Origin of the sequence: Massilia sp. LjRoot122 (genome assembly GCF_964252725.1) — a bacterium.
Classification (GTDB): domain Bacteria; phylum Pseudomonadota; class Gammaproteobacteria; order Burkholderiales; family Burkholderiaceae_D; genus Telluria.
Genome location: NZ_CAXUPB020000001.1, coordinates 237,604 through 257,895 on the forward strand (window position 1 = coordinate 237,604; position 20,292 = coordinate 257,895).

Genomic DNA, 20,292 nt, shown 5'->3' on the forward strand with positions numbered 1-20,292 from the left:
GGTATGCCTACCTGACGACGGGAGCACGCGATGGACCAGCTACTGCTTTTCCTGGCCGATGGCCTGACCAAGGCGCCGGCATCCGGCATCGTGGCCTACACGCTGCTGGCGACGCACGTGACCATCGTCGCCGTGACCGTCTACCTGCACCGCCACCAGGCGCACCGCGCCCTCTCGCTCCACCCCCTCGTCTCCCATTTCTTCCGCTTCTGGCTGTGGCTGACCACCGGCATGGTGACGCGCGAATGGGTCGCCATCCACCGCCACCACCACGCGCACTGCGAACGCGAGGGCGATCCGCACAGCCCGCGCCAGGTGGGCCTGCGCACCGTGCTGCTGCGCGGCGCGGAACTCTATCGCAGCGCCAGCAACGACCAAGAAGCGATCGCGCGTTATGCGGCCGGCTGCCCCGACGACTGGATCGAACGCCGCCTGTACAGCCGCTTCACCTGGCAGGGCGTGGGCCTGCTCCTGATCATCGACGTACTGCTGTTCGGCGTCATCGGCCTGTCGGTCTGGGGCATCCAGATGCTGTGGATTCCCGTGCTGGCGGCGGGCGTGATCAACGGCGCCGGCCATGCCATCGGCTACCGCAACTTCGACTGCCCGGAAGCGGCGACCAACATCCTGCCTTTCGGCCTGCTGATCGGCGGCGAAGAGCTGCACAACAACCACCATACCTTCGCCTGCTCGGCCAAGATGTCGGTGAAGTGGTATGAGTTCGACATCGGTTGGATGTACATCCGGATGCTGGAATGGCTGCGGCTGGCGAAGGCGCGGCCGCTGCCGGCCGCACCCGGCATCCGCTACCGCCACGCGACCGTCGATGCCATGACCCTGCGCGCCGTGCTGGCCAACCGCGCACGCGTGATGGCGGCCCTGAATGCACGGCTCAAGCCGGTGTGGCGGCGCGAACTGCGCGGTATCCCGCTCGGCGCCGGGATCGACCGGAGAACCGTCCTGCGCCTCCTGATGCGCGACCCGGGCTACCTGGACGGCGAGGAACAGGGCCGGCTGGGTGGCGTGCTGGCCGCCAGCGACTACCTGCGCCGGGTGCAGGCCCTGCGCGAGCAGCTGGCGCAGCTGTGGCAGCGCTCGCTGGCCAGCGAGGAGCAGCTGCAGGAGGCCTTGAGCGCATGGTGCGCAAGGGCGGCTGCCGACAGCTGTGCACAGCTGCGCGGGTTCGCCGCCGAGCTGCGCGGCTACGCCTGATTCAACGGTGTTATAAACAAGTGTGATCGGCCTTACAATGTTGCTACCGTAAAAACAGGTAGGCGACGATCCATGGCCCATATCCATCCTGCCGGCTGGCGCGAGATGTCCGTCACCGGTTCCGCCGCGCGTGAAATCGAAACCCTGGCGCTGCTCGAGAAGCGCCTGTCCGACACACCCTACGAGATCTACCACGGCGTCCACTGGACCAACGTCGAACACGGTTTCTCGGCCTACGGCGACATCGACTTCATCATCCTGGCGCCGAACGGCAGGCTGTTGCTGATCGAGCAGATCGCCGGCTTCCTGAACGAGTCCCGCGACGGCCTGGTGAAGAACTACCAGGGGAAGCCGCGCAAGATCCGCCACCAGATCCTGCACACCATCGAAGGCTTCGCCAAGCGCTACCAGGGCGAGCTGTCGATCGACTACCTGCTGTACTGCCCCGACTACATCGTCAAGGACCCGCAGCAGGCCGGCATAGACCCCAACCACATCATCGACGCCACCACCAAGGGCCGGCTGGGCGCGAAGATCCGCGAGATCCTGCCGCTGACGCCGCGCACCGAGGACTTCGACCGGGTCACGCGCTACCTCGGCGACACCCTGAGCCTGCGCCCCGACCCGAGCTCGATGATCGGCTGTGCCACGCAGATGGTGACGCGCCTGTCGGGCGGCCTCGCCACCTGGGCGCAGCGCCTCGAGTTCACGCCCTACCGCCTGCGCGTGATGGGCACCGCCGGCAGCGGCAAGACCCAGCTGGCGCTGGCCGAATACACGGCCGCGATCGACGCCGGCCTGCGCCCGCTCTACGTCTGCTTCAACCGCCCGCTGGCCGACCACATCGAGCGCCTGGTGCCCGTCGGCGGGCGGGTCGCCAACTTCCACGAACTGTGCGACGCCTGGCTGCGCGCCCAAGGCAAGACGCCCGACTACGGCTCGCCCACGGTCTGGGCCGAGATCGAAGGCTCTCTCGCTTCGGCCGACCTGCCCGAGACCTGGCAGTACGACGTCGTCATCGTCGACGAGGGCCAGGACTTCTCGACCACCTGGCGCGACATCGTGCTGCGCATGCTGAGGGAAGGCGGGCGCGCCATCTGGCTGGAAGACCCGGACCAGAACCTGTACGGCAAGCAGAGTGTCCCGCTGCCGGGCTGGGTGGTGCTGCATTCGAACACCAACTACCGCAGCCCGCGCCAGATCGTGCAGATGCTCAGCTCCATCGGCGCCGTGAGCCAGCCGGTGGAGGCGGGCAGCCCCTTCAAGGGCGCCGACATCGAGGAGCTGACCTATCCGGAAGGCGATACCGAAGCGATGCTGGGGCAGACCCGGCGCGCCGTCACGACCTGCCTGGCCGCCGGCTTCCAGCGCCAGGACATCGCGATCTGCTCCTTCCGCGGGCGCGAGAAGTCGGCCATTCTCAAGCTGGACAAGCTGAGCGACGCCCACACGCTGCGCTCCTTCACCGGCGCCTACGACCTGTTCGGCAACCCGGTGTTCCGCGAGGGTGGGCTGCTGGCGGAATCGGTGTACCGCTTCAAGGGGCAGTCGGCGCCGGCGCTGATCTTCACCGAGATCGATTTCGAAGAGATGGACGAGCTGACCCTGAGAAAACTGTTCGTTGGCATGACGCGTGCGCGCCTGAAACTCGTGCTGGTGATGAGCGAGCGCGCCTCGGTGCAGATCCTGGACCGCATGTGACGAGGGTGGCGGCCGCGCATTTCATGCGAGGCTCATGACGAATCCCGGAGGCGGGGCTACGGGCGCGTGCTAGCATTTGCTGATCGGATTTCCGGAGATGCGTTCATGAAGAAGCAGGGAGTCAATACCGCGGCGCGCAGGCGCCTGCGCCTGGCATGTGCATCCGCGGCCATGCTGCTGCTGGCCGCCTGTGGCGACCATCCGCCGGCGGACGACGGCGAGGACGACAAGCCGCCGCCGTCGCAAACCGCCATCAGCATCGTCGCCGGCCACGCGTCCGAGTCCGGCAGCAGCAACGCCACCGGCGAAGCGGCGCGCTTCAATGGACCGCGCGGCATCGCGGTCGACGCCGCCGGCAACCTGTACGTGGCGGACACCGGGAACGACGCCATCCGCAAGATCACCCCGGCCGGCGTCGTCACCACGCTGGCCGGGGCCGCGGGCACCAGCCAGTACATCGACGGGCCCGGCGACCGCGCGCGCTTCCTCGAACCCGGCGCGCTGGCGATCGACCCCAGCGGCACCCTGTTCGTTACCGACGAGATGCGCATCCGCAGCGTGAGCAGCACCGGCCAGGTGGCCACGGTGGCGACCATCCCGGTGGGCAGCAATGTCACCGCCGGCAGCATGGCGGCGGTGACCCCGAAAGGCATCGCGGTCGACGCGCGCAACAACCTGCTGGTGACCAACGGCCTGAGTACGCGCCGCATCGTGTCCGGCAGCACCGCCATGCTGGAAGGTCCGGAGGTGGCCCAGGACCTGTTCGGCACGCGCACCGCCGAAGCGCGCGGGGTGGCGACCGACAGCAGCAACAACGTCTATGTGTTCGACCTGCAGCGCAGGATCAGCCGGACCAACAATGCCATGATCGCCGCCATGAACGTCCTGACGCCGCTTGCGGGCACGGCGGGTGCGCGCGGCGCGGCCAACGGCACGGGTGCCGCGGCCAGCTTCGAGGAAGTGGTGGCGCTGACAGTCGACCTGCAGGGCAATGTCTATGCGGCTGACGCGGTCAACAACCTGGTGCGCAAGATCACGCCGGCCGGCGTGGTGACGACGATTGCCGGCACCGTGCGCGCCTCGGCGCTGCAGACGGGGAACCTGCCGGGCAGCCTGGCGGCCATCCGGGGCATCACGAACGATGGCAAGGGCAACTTGTACGCGACCTCGGGAAACGCGATCATCAAGATCAAGCTGCCATAGGCCAGTCGAGTTATTTGCCGATGGCTGCGGTGGCAACGCCCTGCGCCACGCTGTTCTTGCTGGTCGTGGTGGTGAGCGCGAACAGCGGCTTGCGCGGCGACTTATCGGTGGTCCATTCATAGGCGACGGTGCTCTTGACGCCGTCCGGGCCCTTGTCCGAAGTGTTGCGCTTGCGCTCGCTGCGGAAGGGTTCCGGGGCCTTGCCCACCGTCTTTTCGAACATGGCCTGGACCGTGGTGGCCGGCACTGTCTTGGCGTACAGCGCGCACAAATTCTTGTCTGAATGGACGACCAGGATGAACTGGCCGTGCTGGCTCGGCACGGACCAGGCATTGCCCTTGGCGCCCTGCAGGAACATGGCTGCGGCTTCCGCCGGCAGCTGGGGAAATGCCTTCAGCTCGTTGCGCAGGCCGTCGAAGTCGTGCAGGTACTTCAGGCAGTGCTTGGAATAGATATCCATGAAGGCGGCGGCCTGCTGTTCAGGCGCAGCGATAGCGATTGAAGATAGCAAGGTTCCTCCCAGGATAGTGGCGGCTTGACGAAGAAGTCGCATAAAGTCGTGCTCCGGCTGGTTTCTGGTACGTCTTACTATAGCAACTCAGCCCTGAAATGCCGGGTTGCCTAAGGCAAACGTACGCGAGGAGGGAGCACATGGCACGCGTCTACAAGAAGCTGGATTTTCCAACTGAAAAGATCCGCCGCTACCTGGAGCCAGGGCCGATCGTGCTCGTCAGTTCAAGCTGGGAAGGGCAGCGCAACATCATGACCATGGGCTGGCATACGGTGATGGACTTTTCGCCCGCCCTGGTGGGCTGCGTGATCGCGTCGAGCAACCACAGTTTCGAGCTACTGCGGAAGAGCCGGGAATGCGTCATCAACCTGCCGACCACGGCCTTGCTGGATGCCGTGGTGGGTATTGGCACCACGTCCGGGAGCGAAATCGACAAGTTCGAGCGCTTCGCTCTAACGCCGGAATCAGTGGAAGGTGTTGATGCACCGGCCATCCGTGAATGCCATGCTCACTTCGTTTGCCGGCTGCATGATGACAGTCTGGTGGACAAGTACAACTTCTTCATCTGGGAAGTGGTCGCGGCGCGGGTGGCGAGGACGCCCAAGCATCCGGAGACGGTGCACTATACCGGCGAAGGCTTGTTCATGGTGGCGGGGAAAGTGGTCAGCCGTCGCTCGGCGGGCTTGTTGGCCATGGAGCCGAGCTGACATTGCGTCGCGTCGTTAGATAAGGATAGTGTTGTCCATTAGTTCCGGTACTTCGACAATCAGACGCGCTACGCGCTGGTACAGTGCGAGCTTGAACTCATCGCGGTCTTTGGAGTAGTGACAACGTCGATGACAGTTCGGGCAAAGCGCTACAGCATTTGTCGTCTTATCTGAACCGTGGCTCGACAAGGGCATGACGTGATGGACTTCGAGATACGGTAGGCCATCCATTCCAGTAAACGGCGCAGGATCGCCACAGCCTTCACATTGGCCATTCGCCGACTGCAGTACCCAAGCTTTTACTGCAGGATCGCGAACATAAGTGCTTGTCGTGATCGTGACAATCTCGGGTGATTGCGATCCGCGTGGTACGGTGCCAAGATGCCGTGTCCGCAAATCGGAAACGCGCTCCGACAGTACGTTCGCATGGGGTGTCGGAACATACGCCTCGAGAGACTCGACACCTTGGGCGCTCAGCAAGGCGATTATTTTTTCCTTGACGGCTGAGCCGATATTCCGTGCCGGCAGATAGCCCGCAATATATGGCATTTTCATTTCATACAAAGCGGCTGAAATATTCTGCATCCGGAACTCGATCGAGCCTTTCGTCCTGCCGGCGAGTGGACCAGCGCGCAGTTCGCGGTTGACTGCAGCTTTGTTATAGCCGACACCGTGCAGCTCCGCATGCAGCATTTTCAGATAAGCCTTGATCGTAACGGCTAGCTCGGTGTCGCTCCAGGCGCTGGAATCGATTGGCGATGAAGATAGGTCGGACATGGACTGATCGGCACTCCTTCCGCTCAGTCTACTTTTTGTTCAATATCTTCTCAACAATAATATTGCTGTGGCGTTCGAGATCGAAACAGTTGCGCGATTCACACGTGATGCGCAATTCATCGTCTAGCGATGAGAATATCTTTCCCGCTATCAATTCTCGTTTGGTAGCATCTCGAGATGAACGATCTCTCTGCTACCGGACTGACTCCTCCCCGGATCCGTCGCCGCCAAACCCTGGCCCTTGTACTGCTGGTGATTACCGGCGTTATCAACTACCTCGACCGTGCTACCCTGGCCGTCGCCAATGAATTTATTCGGGCCGACCTCGACCTCTCGCTTGGACAGATGGGCCTGTTGCTGTCGGCCTTCTCCTGGAGCTACGCGCTGTGCCAGCTTCCAGTCGGCGCCCTGGTCGACAAGATCGGTCCGCGCTGGCTGCTTGGCGCGGGCCTGGTCCTCTGGTCGCTGGCGCAAGCCGCGGGCGGGCTGGTGTCGACCTTCGGCTGGTTCGTGCTCGCACGGGTCGTGCTCGGTATCGGCGAGGCGCCGCAGTTCCCGGCTGCAGCACGGGTGGTGAGCAACTGGTTTCCGATAAGGTCGCGCGGTACGCCAACGGGGATCTACAACTCGGCATCGCCACTGGGCTTTGCGCTCGCGCCGCTGTGCCTCTCTCCCCTGATTGCCGCGACCAGCTGGCATTGGGCATTCTTCGTCACCGGCGCGCTCGGCATCGTGGCAGCCGTTGTCTGGGTGATGCTGTATCGCGATCCGGTGCGTGAACAGCTGTCGGAGGCCGAGCGTGCCTACCTGGACGAAGGGCAGAGCCTAGAGCCCGCGCCGAAAACCGATTTCGCGGCCTGGCGTGCACTGTTCCGCCAGCGCGCTACCTGGGGCATGATGCTCGGCTTCTTTGGCTCGGTCTATCTGAACTGGGTCTTCCTCACCTGGCTGCCGGGTTACCTGCGGACCGAACGCCACATGGACGTGGCCTACGTCGGCGTGGCAGCCACGATCCCCTTCCTGTGCGGCTTCGCCGGCGCCCTGGTGGCAGGCTGGGCCTCCGACCGGATTACCCGCCGTGCGGCGTCGACGGTGTTGGGCCGCCGTACGGCGGTGGTGCTGGCCATGCTGGGCATGGTGGCGTTCACGATTCCAGCTGCGCTGGTCGAGAGCAATACCGCGGCCATCGCCTGCATCTCGGTCGTGATTTTCCTGGCCAACGCGGCGTCGGCCTGTTCGTGGTCGCTCGTTACCGCAGTGGCGCCGCGCAGCCGCGTGGCTTCACTCGGTGCGATCCAGAACTTCGGTGGATTCATCGGTAGCGCGCTGGCCCCGATCTTCACCGGTTATATCGCGCAGAGCTGGTCCTTTGTACCCGCCTTGCTGACGGGGGCGGGCATCGCTTTCCTTGGCGCGATGTCGTATCAGTTCCTGGTTGTCAGGCCGATCCCCGAGCAGGAATAAGCGACTTTCGCTTCTGATGGAAAAATAAAAACGGCCTCGTAAGAGGCCGTTTTAACGTGGAGTGAAAAACGCTTAAACGTCGATATTCCCCGCCTGCAGCGCATTGGTCTCGATGAAGTTACGACGCGGTTCCACTTCATCCCCCATCAGCGTGGTAAAGATCTGGTCCGCCGCAATCGCATCCTCGATCTGCACCTTGAGCAAACGACGCACGGTCGGATCCATCGTGGTCTCCCACAGCTGTTCCGGATTCATCTCACCCAGACCCTTGTAGCGCTGCTTCGACACGCCGCGTTCCGCTTCTTCACGCAGCCAGATCATGGCTTCGTGGAAGCCGCGCACCGCGAACTCCTTCATCTTCTCGCCTTCGCCACGGCGCATGATGGCGCCTTCGCCCATCAGGCCCTGGAAGGTGGCGGCCGCATTGGCCAGCACGGCGTAGTCGTTGCTCTGCACGAAGTCGGCGTCGATCGAGGTGACGTTCACGTTACCGTGACGCATACGCTCGATCCGCAGCGCGTGCTTCTCCGACAGCTCGTCCGAACGCACCACAACCTTCACCGCCGGATCGTTGATCGCCGCTTCCATCGCCTTGGCCGAAGCCACGGCGTCGTCGAGCGTCGTCATCTGCAGCGTCACGCCGCTCATGATTGCGGTCAACGCAGCGCGGTCGATCACGCGGGTCAGGCGCATCATGATGGCGTTGGCCAGGTTGTACTGCTGCACCAGCGCGCTCAGGCCTTCGCCGGTGATCGGGTCGGCGCCTTCACGCGGGATCAGGGAGGCGGTGTTCAGCGCCACCGTCATCATGTAGCTCGCTTCCTCGACGTCGTCCTTCAGGTAGCGCTCATCACGGCCGGACTTTACCTTGTACAGCGGCGGCTGCGCGATGTAGATGTGGCCGCGCTCCACCAGCTGCGGCATCTGGCGGTAGAACAGGGTCAGCAGCAGGGTGCGGATGTGGGCGCCGTCGACGTCCGCGTCGGTCATGATGATGATGCGGTGGTAGCGCAGCTTGTCGACGTTGAATTCGTCCGGGCCGATCGAGGTGCCGAGGGTCGCGATCAGGGTGGTGATCTGCTCCGACGACAGCATCTTCTCGAAGCGCGCCTTTTCCACGTTCAGCACCTTGCCGCGCAGCGGCAGGATGGCCTGGAACTTGCGGTCGCGGCCCTGCTTGGCGGAACCGCCTGCGGAGTCACCCTCGACGATGTACAGTTCGGCCAGCGCCGGGTCGCGTTCCTGGCAGTCGGCCAGCTTCGACGACAGGCCCAGGCCGTCCATCACGCCCTTGCGGCGGGTCAGGTCGCGCGCCTTGCGTGCCGCTTCGCGTGCACGGGCAGCTTCCACGATCTTGCCGCAGATGATCTTGGCGTCGTTCGGCTTCTCCATCAGGAAATCGGTCAGCGTCTTGGCGACGATTTCTTCCACCGGGCCGCGCACTTCCGACGACACCAGTTTATCTTTGGTCTGCGACGAGAACTTCGGCTCCGGTACCTTCACCGACAGCACGCAGGTCAGGCCTTCGCGCATGTCGTCGCCCGAGATCTCGACCTTCGCCTTCTTGGCGAAGTCGTTCTCGTCGATGTACTTGTTGATCACGCGCGTCATCGCCGCACGCAGGCCGGTCAGGTGGGTGCCGCCGTCGCGCTGCGGGATGTTGTTGGTGAAGCACAGCACCTGCTCGTTGTAGGCGTCGTTCCACTGCATCGACACGTCCACCGAGATGTTGGTGCCCTGGTCCGACAGGCGGTCGCCGGTGGCCTGGAACACGGTCGGGTGCAGGACGGTCTTGGCCTTGTTGATGTACTCCACGAAGCCGCGGGTGCCGCCTTCGAAGGCGAACACTTCTTCCTTGCCGGTGCGGTGGTCGCTCAGCTTGATGTTGACGCCGTTGTTCAGGAAGGAGAGTTCGCGGATGCGCTTCGACAGGATCTCGTAGTGGAATTCGACGTGGGTGAAAATCTCTTCGTCGGCCCAGAAGTGCACCTCGGTGCCGCGCTTGTCGGTATCGCCGATCACCTTCATCGGCGAGACTTCGACGCCATCGACGACCTCGATCAGGCGGTCGATCGGGGCACCACGCACGAATTCCAGCTGGTGCACCTTGCCTTTTTGACGCACGGTCACGCGCAGCAGCTTCGACAGCGCGTTCACGCACGAGACGCCGACGCCGTGCAGGCCGCCGGACACCTTGTAGGAGTTCTGGTTGAACTTGCCGCCGGCGTGCAGTTCGGTCAGGGCGATCTCGGTCGCCGAGCGCTTCGGCTCGTGCTTGTCGTCCATCTTGACGCCGGTCGGGATGCCGCGGCCGTTGTCGGTGATCGAGATCGAGTTGTCGGAGTGGATCGTGACGTGGATCTCGGTGCAGTAGCCGGCCAGGGCCTCGTCGATCGAGTTGTCGAGCACCTCGAACACCAGGTGGTGCAGGCCGGTGCCGTCCGAGGTGTCGCCAATGTACATGCCCGGACGCTTGCGCACCGCTTCCAGGCCTTCCAGGATCTGGATCGAGGACGCGCCGTAGTCGTCCGCTTTAGGGACGGGGGTCATTTCTGGTTGGGTATTCTCGGACATGGACTGCTTTCTCTATAAAACGGTGATTCAGTGCCGCTTGGTAGTCAGGCTGCTTCAACCTTCACCAGCAGCTCCTGAACCGTCATCCCGGCGGAGGCCGGGATCCAATTTGCGTGAACATCAACGAACTTGGGTCCCGGCCTGCGCCGGGACGACGGGTTGAGGCTATCTCTTAGTACTAACGATACGGGCTGCTCAACTATTCAGTCGATGATCAAATTCGCATCGGCATGACGACATACTTGAAGTCGCCATTCTCGGGAATCGAGATCAGCGCCGACGAATTCGAGTCGCCCAGCGCGATGTTCACCTGGTCGCACTTGAGGTTGTTCAGCACGTCGAGCAGGTAAGTGACATTGAAGCCGATGTCGATGGTGTCACCGCCGTAGTCGATCTCGAGTTCTTCGACCGCCTCTTCCTGGTCGGCGTTGGTCGAGCTGATCTTCATGACGCCCGGCTCGATGATGCAGCGTACGCCCTTGAACTTATCGCTGGTCATGATCGCAGCGCGCTGCAGCGAGCGCAGCAGCTCATCGCGGCCGATCGTGAACTCGTTCTTGTAACCTTTCGGGATCACGCGGGTGTAATCAGGGAACTTGCCCTCGACCAGCTTCGAGACCAGCTCGATGTCGGCGAAGGTCAGTTTCACCTGCGAGGCGGCGATGTCCAGGCGCACTTCCTCGTCGCTTTCTTCCAACAGGCGCTGCAGTTCGATGATGGTCTTGCGCGGGATGATCACTTCCTGGCGCTCGAAGGACTGCTCGGTCTCCACCTGGCAGAAGGCCAGGCGGTGGCCGTCGGTCGCCACGGCGATGATGTTCTGGCCGTCCAGCACCAGCAGCAGGCCGTTCAGGTAGTAGCGGATGTCCTGCTGGGCCATCGAGAAGTGCACCATGTTGAACAGGTGCTTCAGCGTCTTCTGCGGCAGGGTCACCGAGGCGTTATAGGTGTCGGCCACCGACACGGTCGGGAATTCTTCCGCGGCCAGGGTCTGCAGGGCGAAGCGCGACTTGCCGCTCTGGACGGCCAGGCGCTTGTTCTGCAGGGTCATGGTGACGTCGCCCGACTCCGGCAGCGCGCGCAGGATGTCGAGCAGCTTGCGGGCCGCCACCGTGGTGCCGGTCACGTCATCGCCCGAGCCGATGTTGGCGAGCGTGGTGATCTGCACTTCAGTGTCGGTCGAGAGGAACGAGACGCTTTCGCCGTCCTTGCGAATGAGGATATTGGCCAGAATCGGCATAGTGTGCCGACGCTCGACAATACCGCTCACGATCTGCAGTGGCCGGAGAAGCGTGTCTCGGGTGGTTTTGACCAGTTGCATAGATATCCTCAAATAATTATTAATGTATTTATTGCTACTACACTATTTTGCCAATTGCCGGGAGAGAACACAAACGTCGGCGCATAACCCGGCCGGCATAATCCTTTAGCCCTTCAGCGTCTGCTCCAGCACGTGCAGCTCGTGGTTGCATTCGGCGTTCTTCTGGCGGTCCGCTGCGATCTTGCGCACCGCGTGCAGCACGGTCGTGTGGTCGCGGCCGCCGAACAGCTCGCCGATCTCCGGCAGGCTCTTTTGCGTCAGTTCCTTGGCCAGGTACATGGCGATCTGGCGCGGGCGGGCGATGTTCGCCGGGCGGCGCTTGGAGTACATGTCCGCCACCTTGATGTTGAAGAAGTCCGCGACCGTCTTCTGGATGTTCTCCACCGAGATCTGGCGGTTCTGCACCGACAGCAGGTCTTTCAGGGCTTCCTTCACCACGTCGATGGTGATGTCCTTGCCGTGGAAGCGCGAGTAGGCCAGGATCTTGCGCAGCGCGCCTTCCAGTTCGCGCACGTTCGAGCGCAGGTGCTTGGCCACGAAGAAGGCGACGTCGTCCGACAGGGTGACGTTTTCGGACTGCGCTTTCTTCAGCAAAATCGCCACGCGCATTTCCAGCTCCGGCGGCTCGATCGCCACCGTCAGGCCGGAGTCGAAGCGCGAGATCAGGCGGTCGTCCATGCCGGTGATCTCTTTCGGATAGGTATCCGAGGTGATGATGATCTGCTTCTTGGCGGCGATCAGGGCTTCGAAGGCATAGAAGAACTCTTCCTGCGTGCGGCTCTTGCCGCCGAAGAATTGGATATCGTCGATCAGCAGCATGTCGAGCGAATGGTAGTAATGCTTGAAGTCGTCGAAGCCCTTGCGCTGGTAAGCGGTGACGACGTCGCGCACGTACTGCTCGGCGTGGATGTAGCGGATGCGCGCGTTCGGGTTGTCGGCCATGACCTGGTTGCCGATCGCATGGATCAGGTGGGTCTTACCGAGGCCGACGCCGCCGTAGAAGAACAGCGGGTTGTACGAGATGCCCGGGTTGTTGGCGACCTGGATCGCGGCGGCGCGCGCCAGCTGGTTGGCCTTACCGGTGACGAAGCTGTCGAAGGTGAGGTCGGTGTTGATCCGGCTCTGCTCGCGCTTGGGCGAGTTGGCGATGTTCACGTTCCCCTGGCTCGGCGCTTCCGGCTGGCGCGGCGCATCGAAGTTGGTCGCGCTGCCGTTGGCACTGCCCGCGCCGGTCGATGCGGGGCCCGCCGGCTTCTTGGCCGGATTGTTCTTCGGGTCGAGCACGAACTGCACTTCCACCGGCGCTTCCCAGTACTGGCAGGCGAGCTCGGTGATGCGAGTGGCGAACTGGGTCTTGACCCAGTCGAGCTTGAACCGGTTCGGTGCGGCGATGCGCAGCTTGCCTTCCTCGTAATCGAGGACGACGAGCGATTTGATCCACGCACTGTATTGCTGTGGAGTCAGCTCGAGTTCCAGCTGCGCGGAACAGGTCTGCCAAAAGTTTTCCATACTTCGCTAGTTGATACGTAACACGCTATTTTACCTGTCTCGGCCGAAGTTATCCACAGGTTGGGCCCACTATTTTCAACCGGCGCCGCGCTTTTTGCAGCACATCAGGGGACGGGGGAGGGCGACAGGGGAGCTCATCAGGAAACAACAGCATTCTTGACAGCTGGACCGAAAATCGAGTCTAATTCAGGGTTCCCCGTCCGTGCACCCTGTCAAGCTGATAAATCGGCGTGTAGCTGCGCTGGCGAAAATGAGTATCTGCTAAGGCGTGACGCTGGCTTAACCATCTGCGAACTGTCATTGGCGACGAATCCTGACACGACGTCAGACCCGATTTTGCACTTTCTTTTGCTTTAAGCGAGACCACCATGAAACGTACTTACCAACCTTCCGTCGTCCGTCGCAAGCGCACGCACGGCTTCCGCGCACGTATGGCTACCCGTGGTGGCCGTCAAGTCCTGAACGCACGCCGCGCCAAGGGCCGCAAGCGCCTGGCTGTCTAAGTTTTTCTTAGACCAGATCGACGCGGTCGGTATGACAGGCGAAGGTTCGCACGACTTCGCGCGCGTTCGGCGTATCGTTAAAACGGATGAGTTTTCATCCGTTTTTCGTTTGCGGCCGGCGCAAAAATCCGCGCATTTCGTGCTCTATACCCGACCTAATTCCCTGCCGCATGCGCGGCTGGGCGTCGTTGCGGCCAAGCGTTTCGCACCACGCGCCGTCACCCGCAACACGATCAAGCGCGTCACGCGCGAGCTGTTCCGCACCAGCGAACTGCAGCCGTTCGATTGCATCGTGCGCCTGTCACGGCCGGTCAACAGCAAGGACGGGCCGGCTACTACGCGCGCTCTGAAGGCCGAGCTGCGCGCCGAGCTCACCCGCCTGTTCGCCTCCCAGCGCCCGCGCCGGGCCACTACGCCCCCGCCATCGCCATGAAGACGCTGCTGGTCTGGTTCCTTCGCGGCTACCAGCTGCTGCTGTCCCCGCTGCTCGGGCAGAAATGCCGTTTTTATCCGACCTGCTCCAATTACGCGATCGAAGCGCTGCGCGTGCACGGCGCCGCCCGCGGCTCGCTGCTGGCCGCGCGCCGCGTGTGCCGCTGCCATCCGTGGAACCCGGGTGGGGTCGATTTCGTTCCACCACCAGCCGCTCGCGGTTGTAAACACTCCTGACTAGACTCCAATGGAACTCAATAAACGTACCGTCCTGTGGATCGTGTTCGCCATTTCCCTGATTGTTCTCTGGAACAACTGGATGGTGGCCAACGGTAAACAGTCGCTGTTCTCGCCGGCCCCGCCCGCCGCCCAGGTGGCGCAGCAGCAGGCCAAGCCGAACGACGTGCCGGCCGCCGCCCAGGCAGGCGCCGCCGCCGTGCCCGGCGCCGCACCTGCGGCTCCGGCGACCCAGCGCATCACCATCACCACCGACGTGGTGAAGGCCGACATCGACACCCTCGGCGGCGTCATCAAGCGCCTCGAGCTGCTGCACTTCGCCGACGAGACCGACAAGACCAAGAACAAGGTGCTGTTCAACGTGGGTGGCAACAACACCTACCTCGGCCAGACCGGCCTGGTCGGCTCGACCCCGGCCGGCGTCATGCCGAACCACGCGACCCCGTTCGTGGCCCGTCCGCTCTCGCGCGCCGCCGACGGCACCGTGCAGCTGGTGCTGGATGCGGAGCAGGGCGGTGTGCGCCTGACCAAGACCTTCACCTTCCGCAAGGGCGACTACACCATCGGCATCCGTCACGATGTGACCAACCTGACCGCCGCACCGGTGCAGCCGTCGCTCTACCTGCAGCTGCAGCACGACGGCAACAAGCCGGCCAACGATTCGTGGTTCATGTCGAGCTACACCGGCCCGACCCTGTACACCGCGGAAGACAAGTACCAGAAGCTGACCTTCGCCGACATCGAAGACGGCAGCGTCCAGCATTCGAAGAAGGCCAACAACGGCTGGATCGCGATCTCGCAGCACTTCTTCGTGTCGGCCTTCATCCCGGCCGACAAGGCGCAGCGCGAGATCTTCACCAAGAAGATCGCGACCAACCTGTATGCGATCGGCACCGTGCAGCCGCTGGGCACCGTGGCGCCGGGCGCCACCGTGTCGAACGACACCCGCCTGTATTCGGGCCCGCAGGACGAGAAGACCCTGGAAACCATCGCCCCTGGCCTGGAACTGGTCAAGGACTACGGCATGCTGACCATCATCGCCAAGCCTATCTTCTGGGTGATGGACCACCTGCACTCGCTGCTGGGTAACTGGGGCTGGACCATCGTCGCCCTGACTGTCCTGATCAAGCTGGCCTTCTTCCCGCTGTCGGCGGCCGGCTACCGCAGCATGGCCAAGATGCGCGTGGTGACGCCGAAGATGCAGGCGATCCGCGAGCGCTACAAGAACGATCCGCAGAAGATGCAGCAGGCCACCATGGAGCTGTACAAGACCGAGAAGATCAACCCGCTGGGCGGCTGCCTGCCGATCCTGGTGCAGATGCCGGTGTTCTTCGCCCTGTACTGGGTGCTGCAATCGTCGGTCGAGATGCGCGGCGCGCCGTGGGTCCTGTGGATCGACGACCTGACCGCGCCTGACCCCTACTTCATCCTGCCGGTCATCTACGCGGTGTCGATGTTCATCACCACCAAGCTGAACCCGCAGCCGACCGATCCGGTGCAGGCGAAGATGATGCTGTTCATGCCGCTGGCGTTCTCGGTGATCTTCTTCTTCTTCCCGTCGGGACTGGTGCTGTACTGGGTGGTCAACAACATCCTGTCGATCGCGCAGCAGTGGGTCATCACCAAGAAGTTCGAAGGCGGCACGGCGAAGTAATCGCTGGTCTTCGGATAGTGGAAGCCCGCGCTTGCGCGGGCTTTTTTACTTCTTGGCTGCGCATAGGAATTGGGTCCCGGCCTTCGCCGGGACGACGGTCTTAAGGGTGCGAGCTAGGGATATTTCTACGACCTGCTCAAGTTGATCCGTCGTTCCGGCGAAGGCCGGAACCCAATTTTGCAAGAACACCACTACCGCCCCCTTGCACCCGTATCCCTTACAATCCCCTCATGAAACTCGACACCTCCCCCATCGCCGCCATCGCCACCGCCCCCGGCCGCGGCGGCATCGGCGTCGTGCGCGCCTCCGGCAAAGCGCTGCCCGAACTGATCGACGCCCTGTTCCCCGGTGTGAAGCTCAGCCCCCGCCACGCCACCTACATCCCGTTCAAGGCCGCCAATGGCGACGTGATCGACGAGGGGCTGGCCCTGTACTTCAAGGGTCCGCATTCCTACACCGGCGAAGACGTGCTCGAACTGCAGGGCCACGGTGGCCCGGTCGTGCTGCAGATGCTGCTCGCGCGTGTGCTGGAGGCGGGTGCGCCGTTCGGCCTGCGCCTGGCTGAACCCGGCGAATTCACCCGCCGCGCCTTCTTGAACGACAAGCTCGATCTGGCCCAGGCCGAGGCGGTGGCGGACCTGATCGACGCCTCCACCGAAGCGGCGGCGAAATCCGCATCGCAGTCGCTGTCCGGCGCCTTCTCCCAGGTGGTGCACGAGCTGGTCGACCAGACCATCAATCTGCGCATGCTGGTCGAGGCCACCCTCGACTTCCCGGAAGAGGAAATCGACTTCCTCGAAAAATCGAATGCGCGCGGCCAGCTGGCCGGCATCATCGAGGCGCTCGAGAACGTGTTCCGCCAGGCGGCGCAAGGAGCATTGCTGCGCGAAGGCCTGAACGTGGTGCTGGTGGGCCAGCCGAACGTCGGCAAGTCCTCGCTGCTGAACGCCCTGGCCGGCGCCGACGTCGCGATCGTCACGCCGATCGCCGGCACCACGCGCGACAAGGTCACCGAGACCATCCAGATCGAAGGCATCCCGCTCAACATCGTCGACACCGCCGGCATCCGCACGGATGAGGGCATCGACGTGGTCGAGCGCATCGGCATCGAGCGCACCTGGGGCGAGGTCGGCAAGGCCGACGTGATCCTGCACCTGCTCGACGCCAACCTCGGGCCGAGCGCGGAGGACGAGAAGATTGCCGCCGCCTTCCCGCAGGGCGTGCCGGTGCTGCGCATCTGGAACAAGATCGACCTGTCGGGCCACAAGCCGTCGATGGACGAGTCGCCCGATGCGACCCACCTCTACCTGTCGGCCAACGAAAAACTCGGCATCGACCTGCTGCGCACCGAGCTGCTGCGCATCGCCGGCTGGCAGCAGACCGGCGAATCGCTGTACCTGGCGCGCGAACGCCACCTGATCGCGCTGCGCGCCGCGCGCGAGCACCTGGAGCTGGCGCGCCAGCACGCGATGCAGGACGACCAGTCGCTCGACCTGTTCGCCGAGGAGCTGCGCCTGGCACAGGACCAGCTGTCGAGCATTACCGGGCAGTTCACGCCGGACGACTTGCTGGGGGTGATTTTCAGCCGCTTCTGTATCGGCAAGTAGCAATCGTATCGTCACGGCAGGATGCGTGCCGGCATGCTAGGCTAAACCCTACAGACTGGACAGGAGGGCAGGCAGGATGGCGATCACTCACGGTTTCAAGCGGCAGCGCCGGCTGGTGCATGCAGGCGCGCTGTTGGCCGCCTGCGTCCTGCTGTCCTCCTGCGCCAGCCTGAGCGGCCCGCGCAAGGTCGAGATCCCCCTGCACAAGCTGCAGGCCGGCCTGGAACGCCGCTTCCCCCTCAGCCATCCCCTGATGGGCCTGTTCGACATCCGCCTGCAGCGCCCGATGCTGTCGCTCCAGCCGGAGCCCGGCCGGGTCGCGCTGGCGCTGGACGCCTCGGTATCGCCGCCCTTCGCGCGCGATACCTGGAGCGGCAGCCTGGCCTTCTCGGGCCGCCTCTACGTCGATCCCGGCCGCCCGGCCGTGATGATGGCCGAACCGCGCGTCGACCGGGTGGCGATCGGCGCCAATCCCGAGGCCGAGCGCCAGATCGCACGCCTGGCCAGTTCTCTCATCGACACCGTCGTGCGTGACACCCCGGTCTACACCTTCAATCCGGGTGACCTGCGTTATGCCGGCGTCCAGTACATCCCGACGCGTATCGAAACCACACGTTCTGGTTTGCTGGTGACGCTGGAGCCGGCGAAATAGCGCACAGTCGCTTTCGCGCCACGCATACGCAGAATGCGTACATAAAAATTAGCAGTAGGATATTATTTTTGCATCTGGGGGGGCGGAGGCGAAATACAGCGCAGCTCCTTGGAGGGGTGTTGTTCGCAGCTTGCATCGGCCATCCCAACGGGTTCGTCGAGGATTGCAGAGCCAGTCCATTCGGCGCACACTGAGCGAAGTGGAATGGCACTGAACTGCCGTGGCGCGCATGCGCCGCGGTCCGCGCTTGAGGTTTCTCATGGGCACGATGTTCCGCTGAAGTAATCTTGGTTGGACTTCAGTTTGTCGTGTAGGGGGTGGATCTTGGAAACGACACAGGAAAGTTTTCCGGACAACGGGCTGGCAAGCGAGCCAGTGCTGGCCGCGGTAGTGAGCACCGTTATGCCGTCGCGAGCGAGTCTGCCTGCGAAAGGTTCGTGTTGGTATTGCGAGAAACCGCTCGACAGTGTGCGCCGTTTCTGCGGCAAGACCTGCGCCGATTCGTTCGACGAGGAAGCGGAATTTACACGCTAGACCGGGCGTCCAGCATGGACAGCGCCCGTTCGTAATCGAAGGCCCTCAGCGCCGCTTCCAGTTCCGCCATGCGCGCCGCACCCAGGTGGGTGCGCAGTCCGGCGCGCTTCTCCGCCATGAAATCCTGTGCACCGCTGTCGCCGAGGTCGAGCAGCATGCGCAGCTGCGCGATATCGCTCTCGGCCAGCGTGGCCGCTTCTTCCGGAGGAATGTTTGCTGCGGGCGCCACGATCAGGCCGTCGGCGTGCGCGATCACCCGCGCCAGTTCCGCTTCCAGCCGGTCGAGCAGTTGGGGAGCGGCCGGTGCGCCGGCGCGCAGCAGCTGTTCGACGTCCACCGCCAGCGCGCGCAGGCCGCGCGCTTCGATCATCGCGGCCGCGCCCTTGAGGGTATGGGCGATGCGGTGTGCCAGCGTGGTGTCGCCGGCGGCGATGGCGGCGCGCAGGCGTGCCACGTTGTCGGCGTAGTCTGAACGGAAACGGGTGAGGACGCGCAGGTACATCGCGCGGTCGCCCATCATCCGTTCGAGGCCGGCGGCGGAGTCGAGCGCCGGCGCCGGATCTGGGCTGGCTGAGGCGGGAAGCGGGTTCACCGCGTCGTGAACGACCAGTCCCGGGTCACCGGGGCGCCGTTCACCGTACCGGAGAAACTCACCTCATACGTGGTGGCGGCCTGCAGCGGCGCCAGCGGGACGATCGCGATCGCGGTGCGCTGCGACGCGGTGGCCGACGAATTCACTACCTGCACCTGCAGGTTGGCGCCGCCGCGCGGACGGATGGTAAAGGTCTGCATCGTCACCGGGGCGTCGATGTTCGCATGCACGCTGACCGGGTAGCCCACGTTGTTGATGCCCGCGACCGGATCCGGTTCCTCGGTGTCGCTGAAGAAGTTCGGCACCACGCCGGTCTGGCCGTTGAAGGGCCAGGTCACGACGGTGTTGGCGGCGATGCCGGGGCCGAAGCCGTTGCGGGTCGCGAAGTCGGCGGTGAAGTAGTTGTACCGGCTCGAGGAATTGATGGCGGCGCCGGTGCCGAGCTCGCGGAACTTCGGCTCGAACATCACGAAGCGGTGGTAGATCGCGGTGATCAGTTCTTCGGCCATGAAGAAACCGGTGCCGTTGGTCGCGGCCGAGATCACCTCGCCATAGGCATAGCCGGTGGCCGGGATGGTATAGCCGGCCGCGTTCAGGCGGTCCTTCAGCGTGGCGCCGGTGAAGCCCTGCTTGCCCGCGACCTGGTCGTGGCTCATCAGGTTGTTGATGCGCAGGTACTCGGAGTGACCCAGCGCCGCACGGTTGATCAGCACGTTCTCGGTCACCGCCGGCACGCCGGCCTGGGCACGGCGGTAGTTGATCCAGTTGCGGCCATCGATGGCGATGTCGTTGGTGGCCGTCGGCGCGGAAGCATCCGGCACGGTGCTCGGAGTGCTGGTGGTCGGCGGTGGGGTGACCGCGGTCGGGGACGCGACGGCGCCGCCCGTGCTGTCGCTGCCGCCACCGCCGCATGCGGCCAGGGTCGACGCGGCCACCAATGCGGCGATGAGGGAACGCCAGCGGGGCATATAGCTCATGTTGCAACTCCTGTCAATACTGTGAAACGAAGCGACATTCTAGAGCAAAAAAGAGGCAGACGCTGGCCTCGTTGTTGCGCGACGGCCGGCTTATTTCGCTCCCTGTAGAATATGGTATCGACCTT

Annotated in this window: 18 protein-coding genes; 11 read left to right on the top strand and 7 right to left on the bottom strand. The window is 63.7% G+C overall.

The genetic code is table 11. The features are described 5' to 3' along the window. Nucleotides 1-30 precede the first annotated feature (30 nt). From ACSQ25_RS01075 to ACSQ25_RS01085, 3 genes are all read left to right on the top strand, one after another. On the top strand, nucleotides 31-1,212 hold the full coding sequence (locus ACSQ25_RS01075) for a DesA family fatty acid desaturase (RefSeq protein WP_436103877.1): 1,182 nt from the start codon (nucleotides 31-33) through the stop codon (nucleotides 1,210-1,212). A gap of 72 nt (nucleotides 1,213-1,284) precedes the next feature. After that, the gene (locus ACSQ25_RS01080) at nucleotides 1,285-2,913 is read left to right on the top strand and encodes an ATP-binding domain-containing protein (RefSeq protein WP_436103878.1); all 1,629 of its coding nucleotides are present in this window, start codon (nucleotides 1,285-1,287) and stop codon (nucleotides 2,911-2,913) included. A gap of 105 nt (nucleotides 2,914-3,018) precedes the next feature. Then, nucleotides 3,019-4,116: a hypothetical protein gene (locus tag ACSQ25_RS01085; RefSeq protein ID WP_436103879.1), complete on the top strand. Its 1,098-nt coding sequence runs from the start codon at nucleotides 3,019-3,021 to the stop codon at nucleotides 4,114-4,116. Nucleotides 4,117-4,126: 10 nt separating this feature from the next. Here ACSQ25_RS01085 and ACSQ25_RS01090 read toward each other — a convergent pair whose 3' ends face one another. Continuing rightward, nucleotides 4,127-4,627, bottom strand: coding sequence for an NMCC_0638 family (lipo)protein (locus tag ACSQ25_RS01090; RefSeq protein ID WP_436103880.1), 501 nt, complete (start codon nucleotides 4,625-4,627; stop codon nucleotides 4,127-4,129). 140 nt (nucleotides 4,628-4,767) lie between these two features. Here ACSQ25_RS01090 and ACSQ25_RS01095 point away from each other — a divergent pair, with 140 nt between their 5' ends. Further along, complete coding sequence (locus tag ACSQ25_RS01095; RefSeq protein WP_436103881.1) at nucleotides 4,768-5,334, top strand: flavin reductase family protein; 567 nt, start codon at nucleotides 4,768-4,770, stop codon at nucleotides 5,332-5,334. A 15-nt stretch (nucleotides 5,335-5,349) separates the two neighbouring features. Here ACSQ25_RS01095 and ACSQ25_RS01100 read toward each other — a convergent pair whose 3' ends face one another. Beyond that, on the bottom strand, nucleotides 5,350-6,111 hold the full coding sequence (locus tag ACSQ25_RS01100) for an HNH endonuclease (RefSeq protein ID WP_436103882.1): 762 nt from the start codon (nucleotides 6,109-6,111) through the stop codon (nucleotides 5,350-5,352). Nucleotides 6,112-6,288: 177 nt separating this feature from the next. Here ACSQ25_RS01100 and ACSQ25_RS01105 point away from each other — a divergent pair, with 177 nt between their 5' ends. Then, nucleotides 6,289-7,575, top strand: coding sequence for an MFS transporter (locus ACSQ25_RS01105; protein ID WP_436103883.1), 1,287 nt, complete (start codon nucleotides 6,289-6,291; stop codon nucleotides 7,573-7,575). A gap of 72 nt (nucleotides 7,576-7,647) precedes the next feature. Here the strand turns inward: ACSQ25_RS01105 and gyrB are convergent, their stop codons facing one another. The 3 genes from gyrB to dnaA form a co-directional block, all read right to left on the bottom strand. Continuing rightward, on the bottom strand, nucleotides 7,648-10,125 hold the full coding sequence (gene gyrB, locus ACSQ25_RS01110) for a DNA topoisomerase (ATP-hydrolyzing) subunit B (RefSeq protein ID WP_436103884.1): 2,478 nt from the start codon (nucleotides 10,123-10,125) through the stop codon (nucleotides 7,648-7,650). Between the two features lie 238 nt (nucleotides 10,126-10,363). Then, nucleotides 10,364-11,470 (bottom strand): DNA polymerase III subunit beta, encoded by a 1,107-nt coding sequence (dnaN, locus tag ACSQ25_RS01115; protein ID WP_436103885.1) that lies wholly within the window; start codon nucleotides 11,468-11,470, stop codon nucleotides 10,364-10,366. Nucleotides 11,471-11,575: 105 nt separating this feature from the next. Next, the gene (gene dnaA, locus ACSQ25_RS01120) at nucleotides 11,576-12,979 is read right to left on the bottom strand and encodes a chromosomal replication initiator protein DnaA (RefSeq protein WP_436103886.1); all 1,404 of its coding nucleotides are present in this window, start codon (nucleotides 12,977-12,979) and stop codon (nucleotides 11,576-11,578) included. Nucleotides 12,980-13,347: 368 nt separating this feature from the next. Between dnaA and rpmH the strand changes: the two genes are divergently transcribed. The 6 genes from rpmH to ACSQ25_RS01150 all read left to right on the top strand — a co-directional run bounded on the left by rpmH (nucleotide 13,348) and on the right by ACSQ25_RS01150 (nucleotide 18,064). Then, nucleotides 13,348-13,482 (top strand): 50S ribosomal protein L34, encoded by a 135-nt coding sequence (rpmH, locus tag ACSQ25_RS01125; RefSeq protein ID WP_040378179.1) that lies wholly within the window; start codon nucleotides 13,348-13,350, stop codon nucleotides 13,480-13,482. A gap of 31 nt (nucleotides 13,483-13,513) precedes the next feature. Then, a complete protein-coding gene (gene rnpA / locus ACSQ25_RS01130) occupies nucleotides 13,514-13,915 on the top strand; it encodes a ribonuclease P protein component (protein WP_436103887.1) in 402 nt (133 codons plus the stop codon). Further along, complete coding sequence (gene yidD / locus ACSQ25_RS01135) at nucleotides 13,912-14,151, top strand: membrane protein insertion efficiency factor YidD (protein ID WP_436103888.1); 240 nt, start codon at nucleotides 13,912-13,914, stop codon at nucleotides 14,149-14,151. Before rnpA ends, yidD begins: the two co-directional genes overlap by 4 nt. 10 nt (nucleotides 14,152-14,161) lie before the next feature. Beyond that, nucleotides 14,162-15,805 (top strand): membrane protein insertase YidC, encoded by a 1,644-nt coding sequence (gene yidC / locus ACSQ25_RS01140; RefSeq protein ID WP_436103889.1) that lies wholly within the window; start codon nucleotides 14,162-14,164, stop codon nucleotides 15,803-15,805. Between the two features lie 230 nt (nucleotides 15,806-16,035). Continuing rightward, nucleotides 16,036-17,412 carry a tRNA uridine-5-carboxymethylaminomethyl(34) synthesis GTPase MnmE gene (mnmE, locus tag ACSQ25_RS01145; protein WP_436103890.1) on the top strand — a complete coding sequence of 459 codons (1,377 nt, stop codon included), beginning with the start codon at nucleotides 16,036-16,038 and terminating at the stop codon, nucleotides 17,410-17,412. Between the two features lie 76 nt (nucleotides 17,413-17,488). Further along, nucleotides 17,489-18,064 (top strand): DUF1439 domain-containing protein, encoded by a 576-nt coding sequence (locus tag ACSQ25_RS01150; RefSeq protein WP_436103891.1) that lies wholly within the window; start codon nucleotides 17,489-17,491, stop codon nucleotides 18,062-18,064. Nucleotides 18,065-18,587: 523 nt separating this feature from the next. Here ACSQ25_RS01150 and ACSQ25_RS01155 read toward each other — a convergent pair. Further along, a complete protein-coding gene (locus ACSQ25_RS01155; RefSeq protein ID WP_436103892.1) occupies nucleotides 18,588-19,190 on the bottom strand; it encodes an Hpt domain-containing protein in 603 nt (200 codons plus the stop codon). Next, nucleotides 19,187-20,167, bottom strand: coding sequence for a CAP domain-containing protein (locus ACSQ25_RS01160; protein WP_436103893.1), 981 nt, complete (start codon nucleotides 20,165-20,167; stop codon nucleotides 19,187-19,189). The genes ACSQ25_RS01155 and ACSQ25_RS01160 overlap by 4 nt, the downstream gene beginning before the upstream one ends. Between the last annotated feature and the right edge of the window lie 125 nt (nucleotides 20,168-20,292).

Coding starts and splice junctions, on each gene's coding strand:
- ACSQ25_RS01075 (WP_436103877.1), top strand. CDS start 31: ATGGACCAGCTACTGCTTTTCCTGGCCGATGGCCTGACCAAGGCGCCG.
- ACSQ25_RS01080 (WP_436103878.1), top strand. CDS start 1,285: ATGGCCCATATCCATCCTGCCGGCTGGCGCGAGATGTCCGTCACCGGT.
- ACSQ25_RS01085 (WP_436103879.1), top strand. CDS start 3,019: ATGAAGAAGCAGGGAGTCAATACCGCGGCGCGCAGGCGCCTGCGCCTG.
- ACSQ25_RS01095 (WP_436103881.1), top strand. CDS start 4,768: ATGGCACGCGTCTACAAGAAGCTGGATTTTCCAACTGAAAAGATCCGC.
- ACSQ25_RS01100 (WP_436103882.1), bottom strand. CDS start 6,111: ATGTCCGACCTATCTTCATCGCCAATCGATTCCAGCGCCTGGAGCGAC.
- ACSQ25_RS01105 (WP_436103883.1), top strand. CDS start 6,289: ATGAACGATCTCTCTGCTACCGGACTGACTCCTCCCCGGATCCGTCGC.
- gyrB (WP_436103884.1), bottom strand. CDS start 10,125: ATGACCCCCGTCCCTAAAGCGGACGACTACGGCGCGTCCTCGATCCAG.
- dnaN (WP_436103885.1), bottom strand. CDS start 11,470: ATGCAACTGGTCAAAACCACCCGAGACACGCTTCTCCGGCCACTGCAG.
- dnaA (WP_436103886.1), bottom strand. CDS start 12,979: ATGGAAAACTTTTGGCAGACCTGTTCCGCGCAGCTGGAACTCGAGCTG.
- rpmH (WP_040378179.1), top strand. CDS start 13,348: ATGAAACGTACTTACCAACCTTCCGTCGTCCGTCGCAAGCGCACGCAC.
- rnpA (WP_436103887.1), top strand. CDS start 13,514: ATGACAGGCGAAGGTTCGCACGACTTCGCGCGCGTTCGGCGTATCGTT.
- yidD (WP_436103888.1), top strand. CDS start 13,912: ATGAAGACGCTGCTGGTCTGGTTCCTTCGCGGCTACCAGCTGCTGCTG.
- yidC (WP_436103889.1), top strand. CDS start 14,162: ATGGAACTCAATAAACGTACCGTCCTGTGGATCGTGTTCGCCATTTCC.
- mnmE (WP_436103890.1), top strand. CDS start 16,036: ATGAAACTCGACACCTCCCCCATCGCCGCCATCGCCACCGCCCCCGGC.
- ACSQ25_RS01150 (WP_436103891.1), top strand. CDS start 17,489: ATGGCGATCACTCACGGTTTCAAGCGGCAGCGCCGGCTGGTGCATGCA.
- ACSQ25_RS01160 (WP_436103893.1), bottom strand. CDS start 20,167: ATGAGCTATATGCCCCGCTGGCGTTCCCTCATCGCCGCATTGGTGGCC.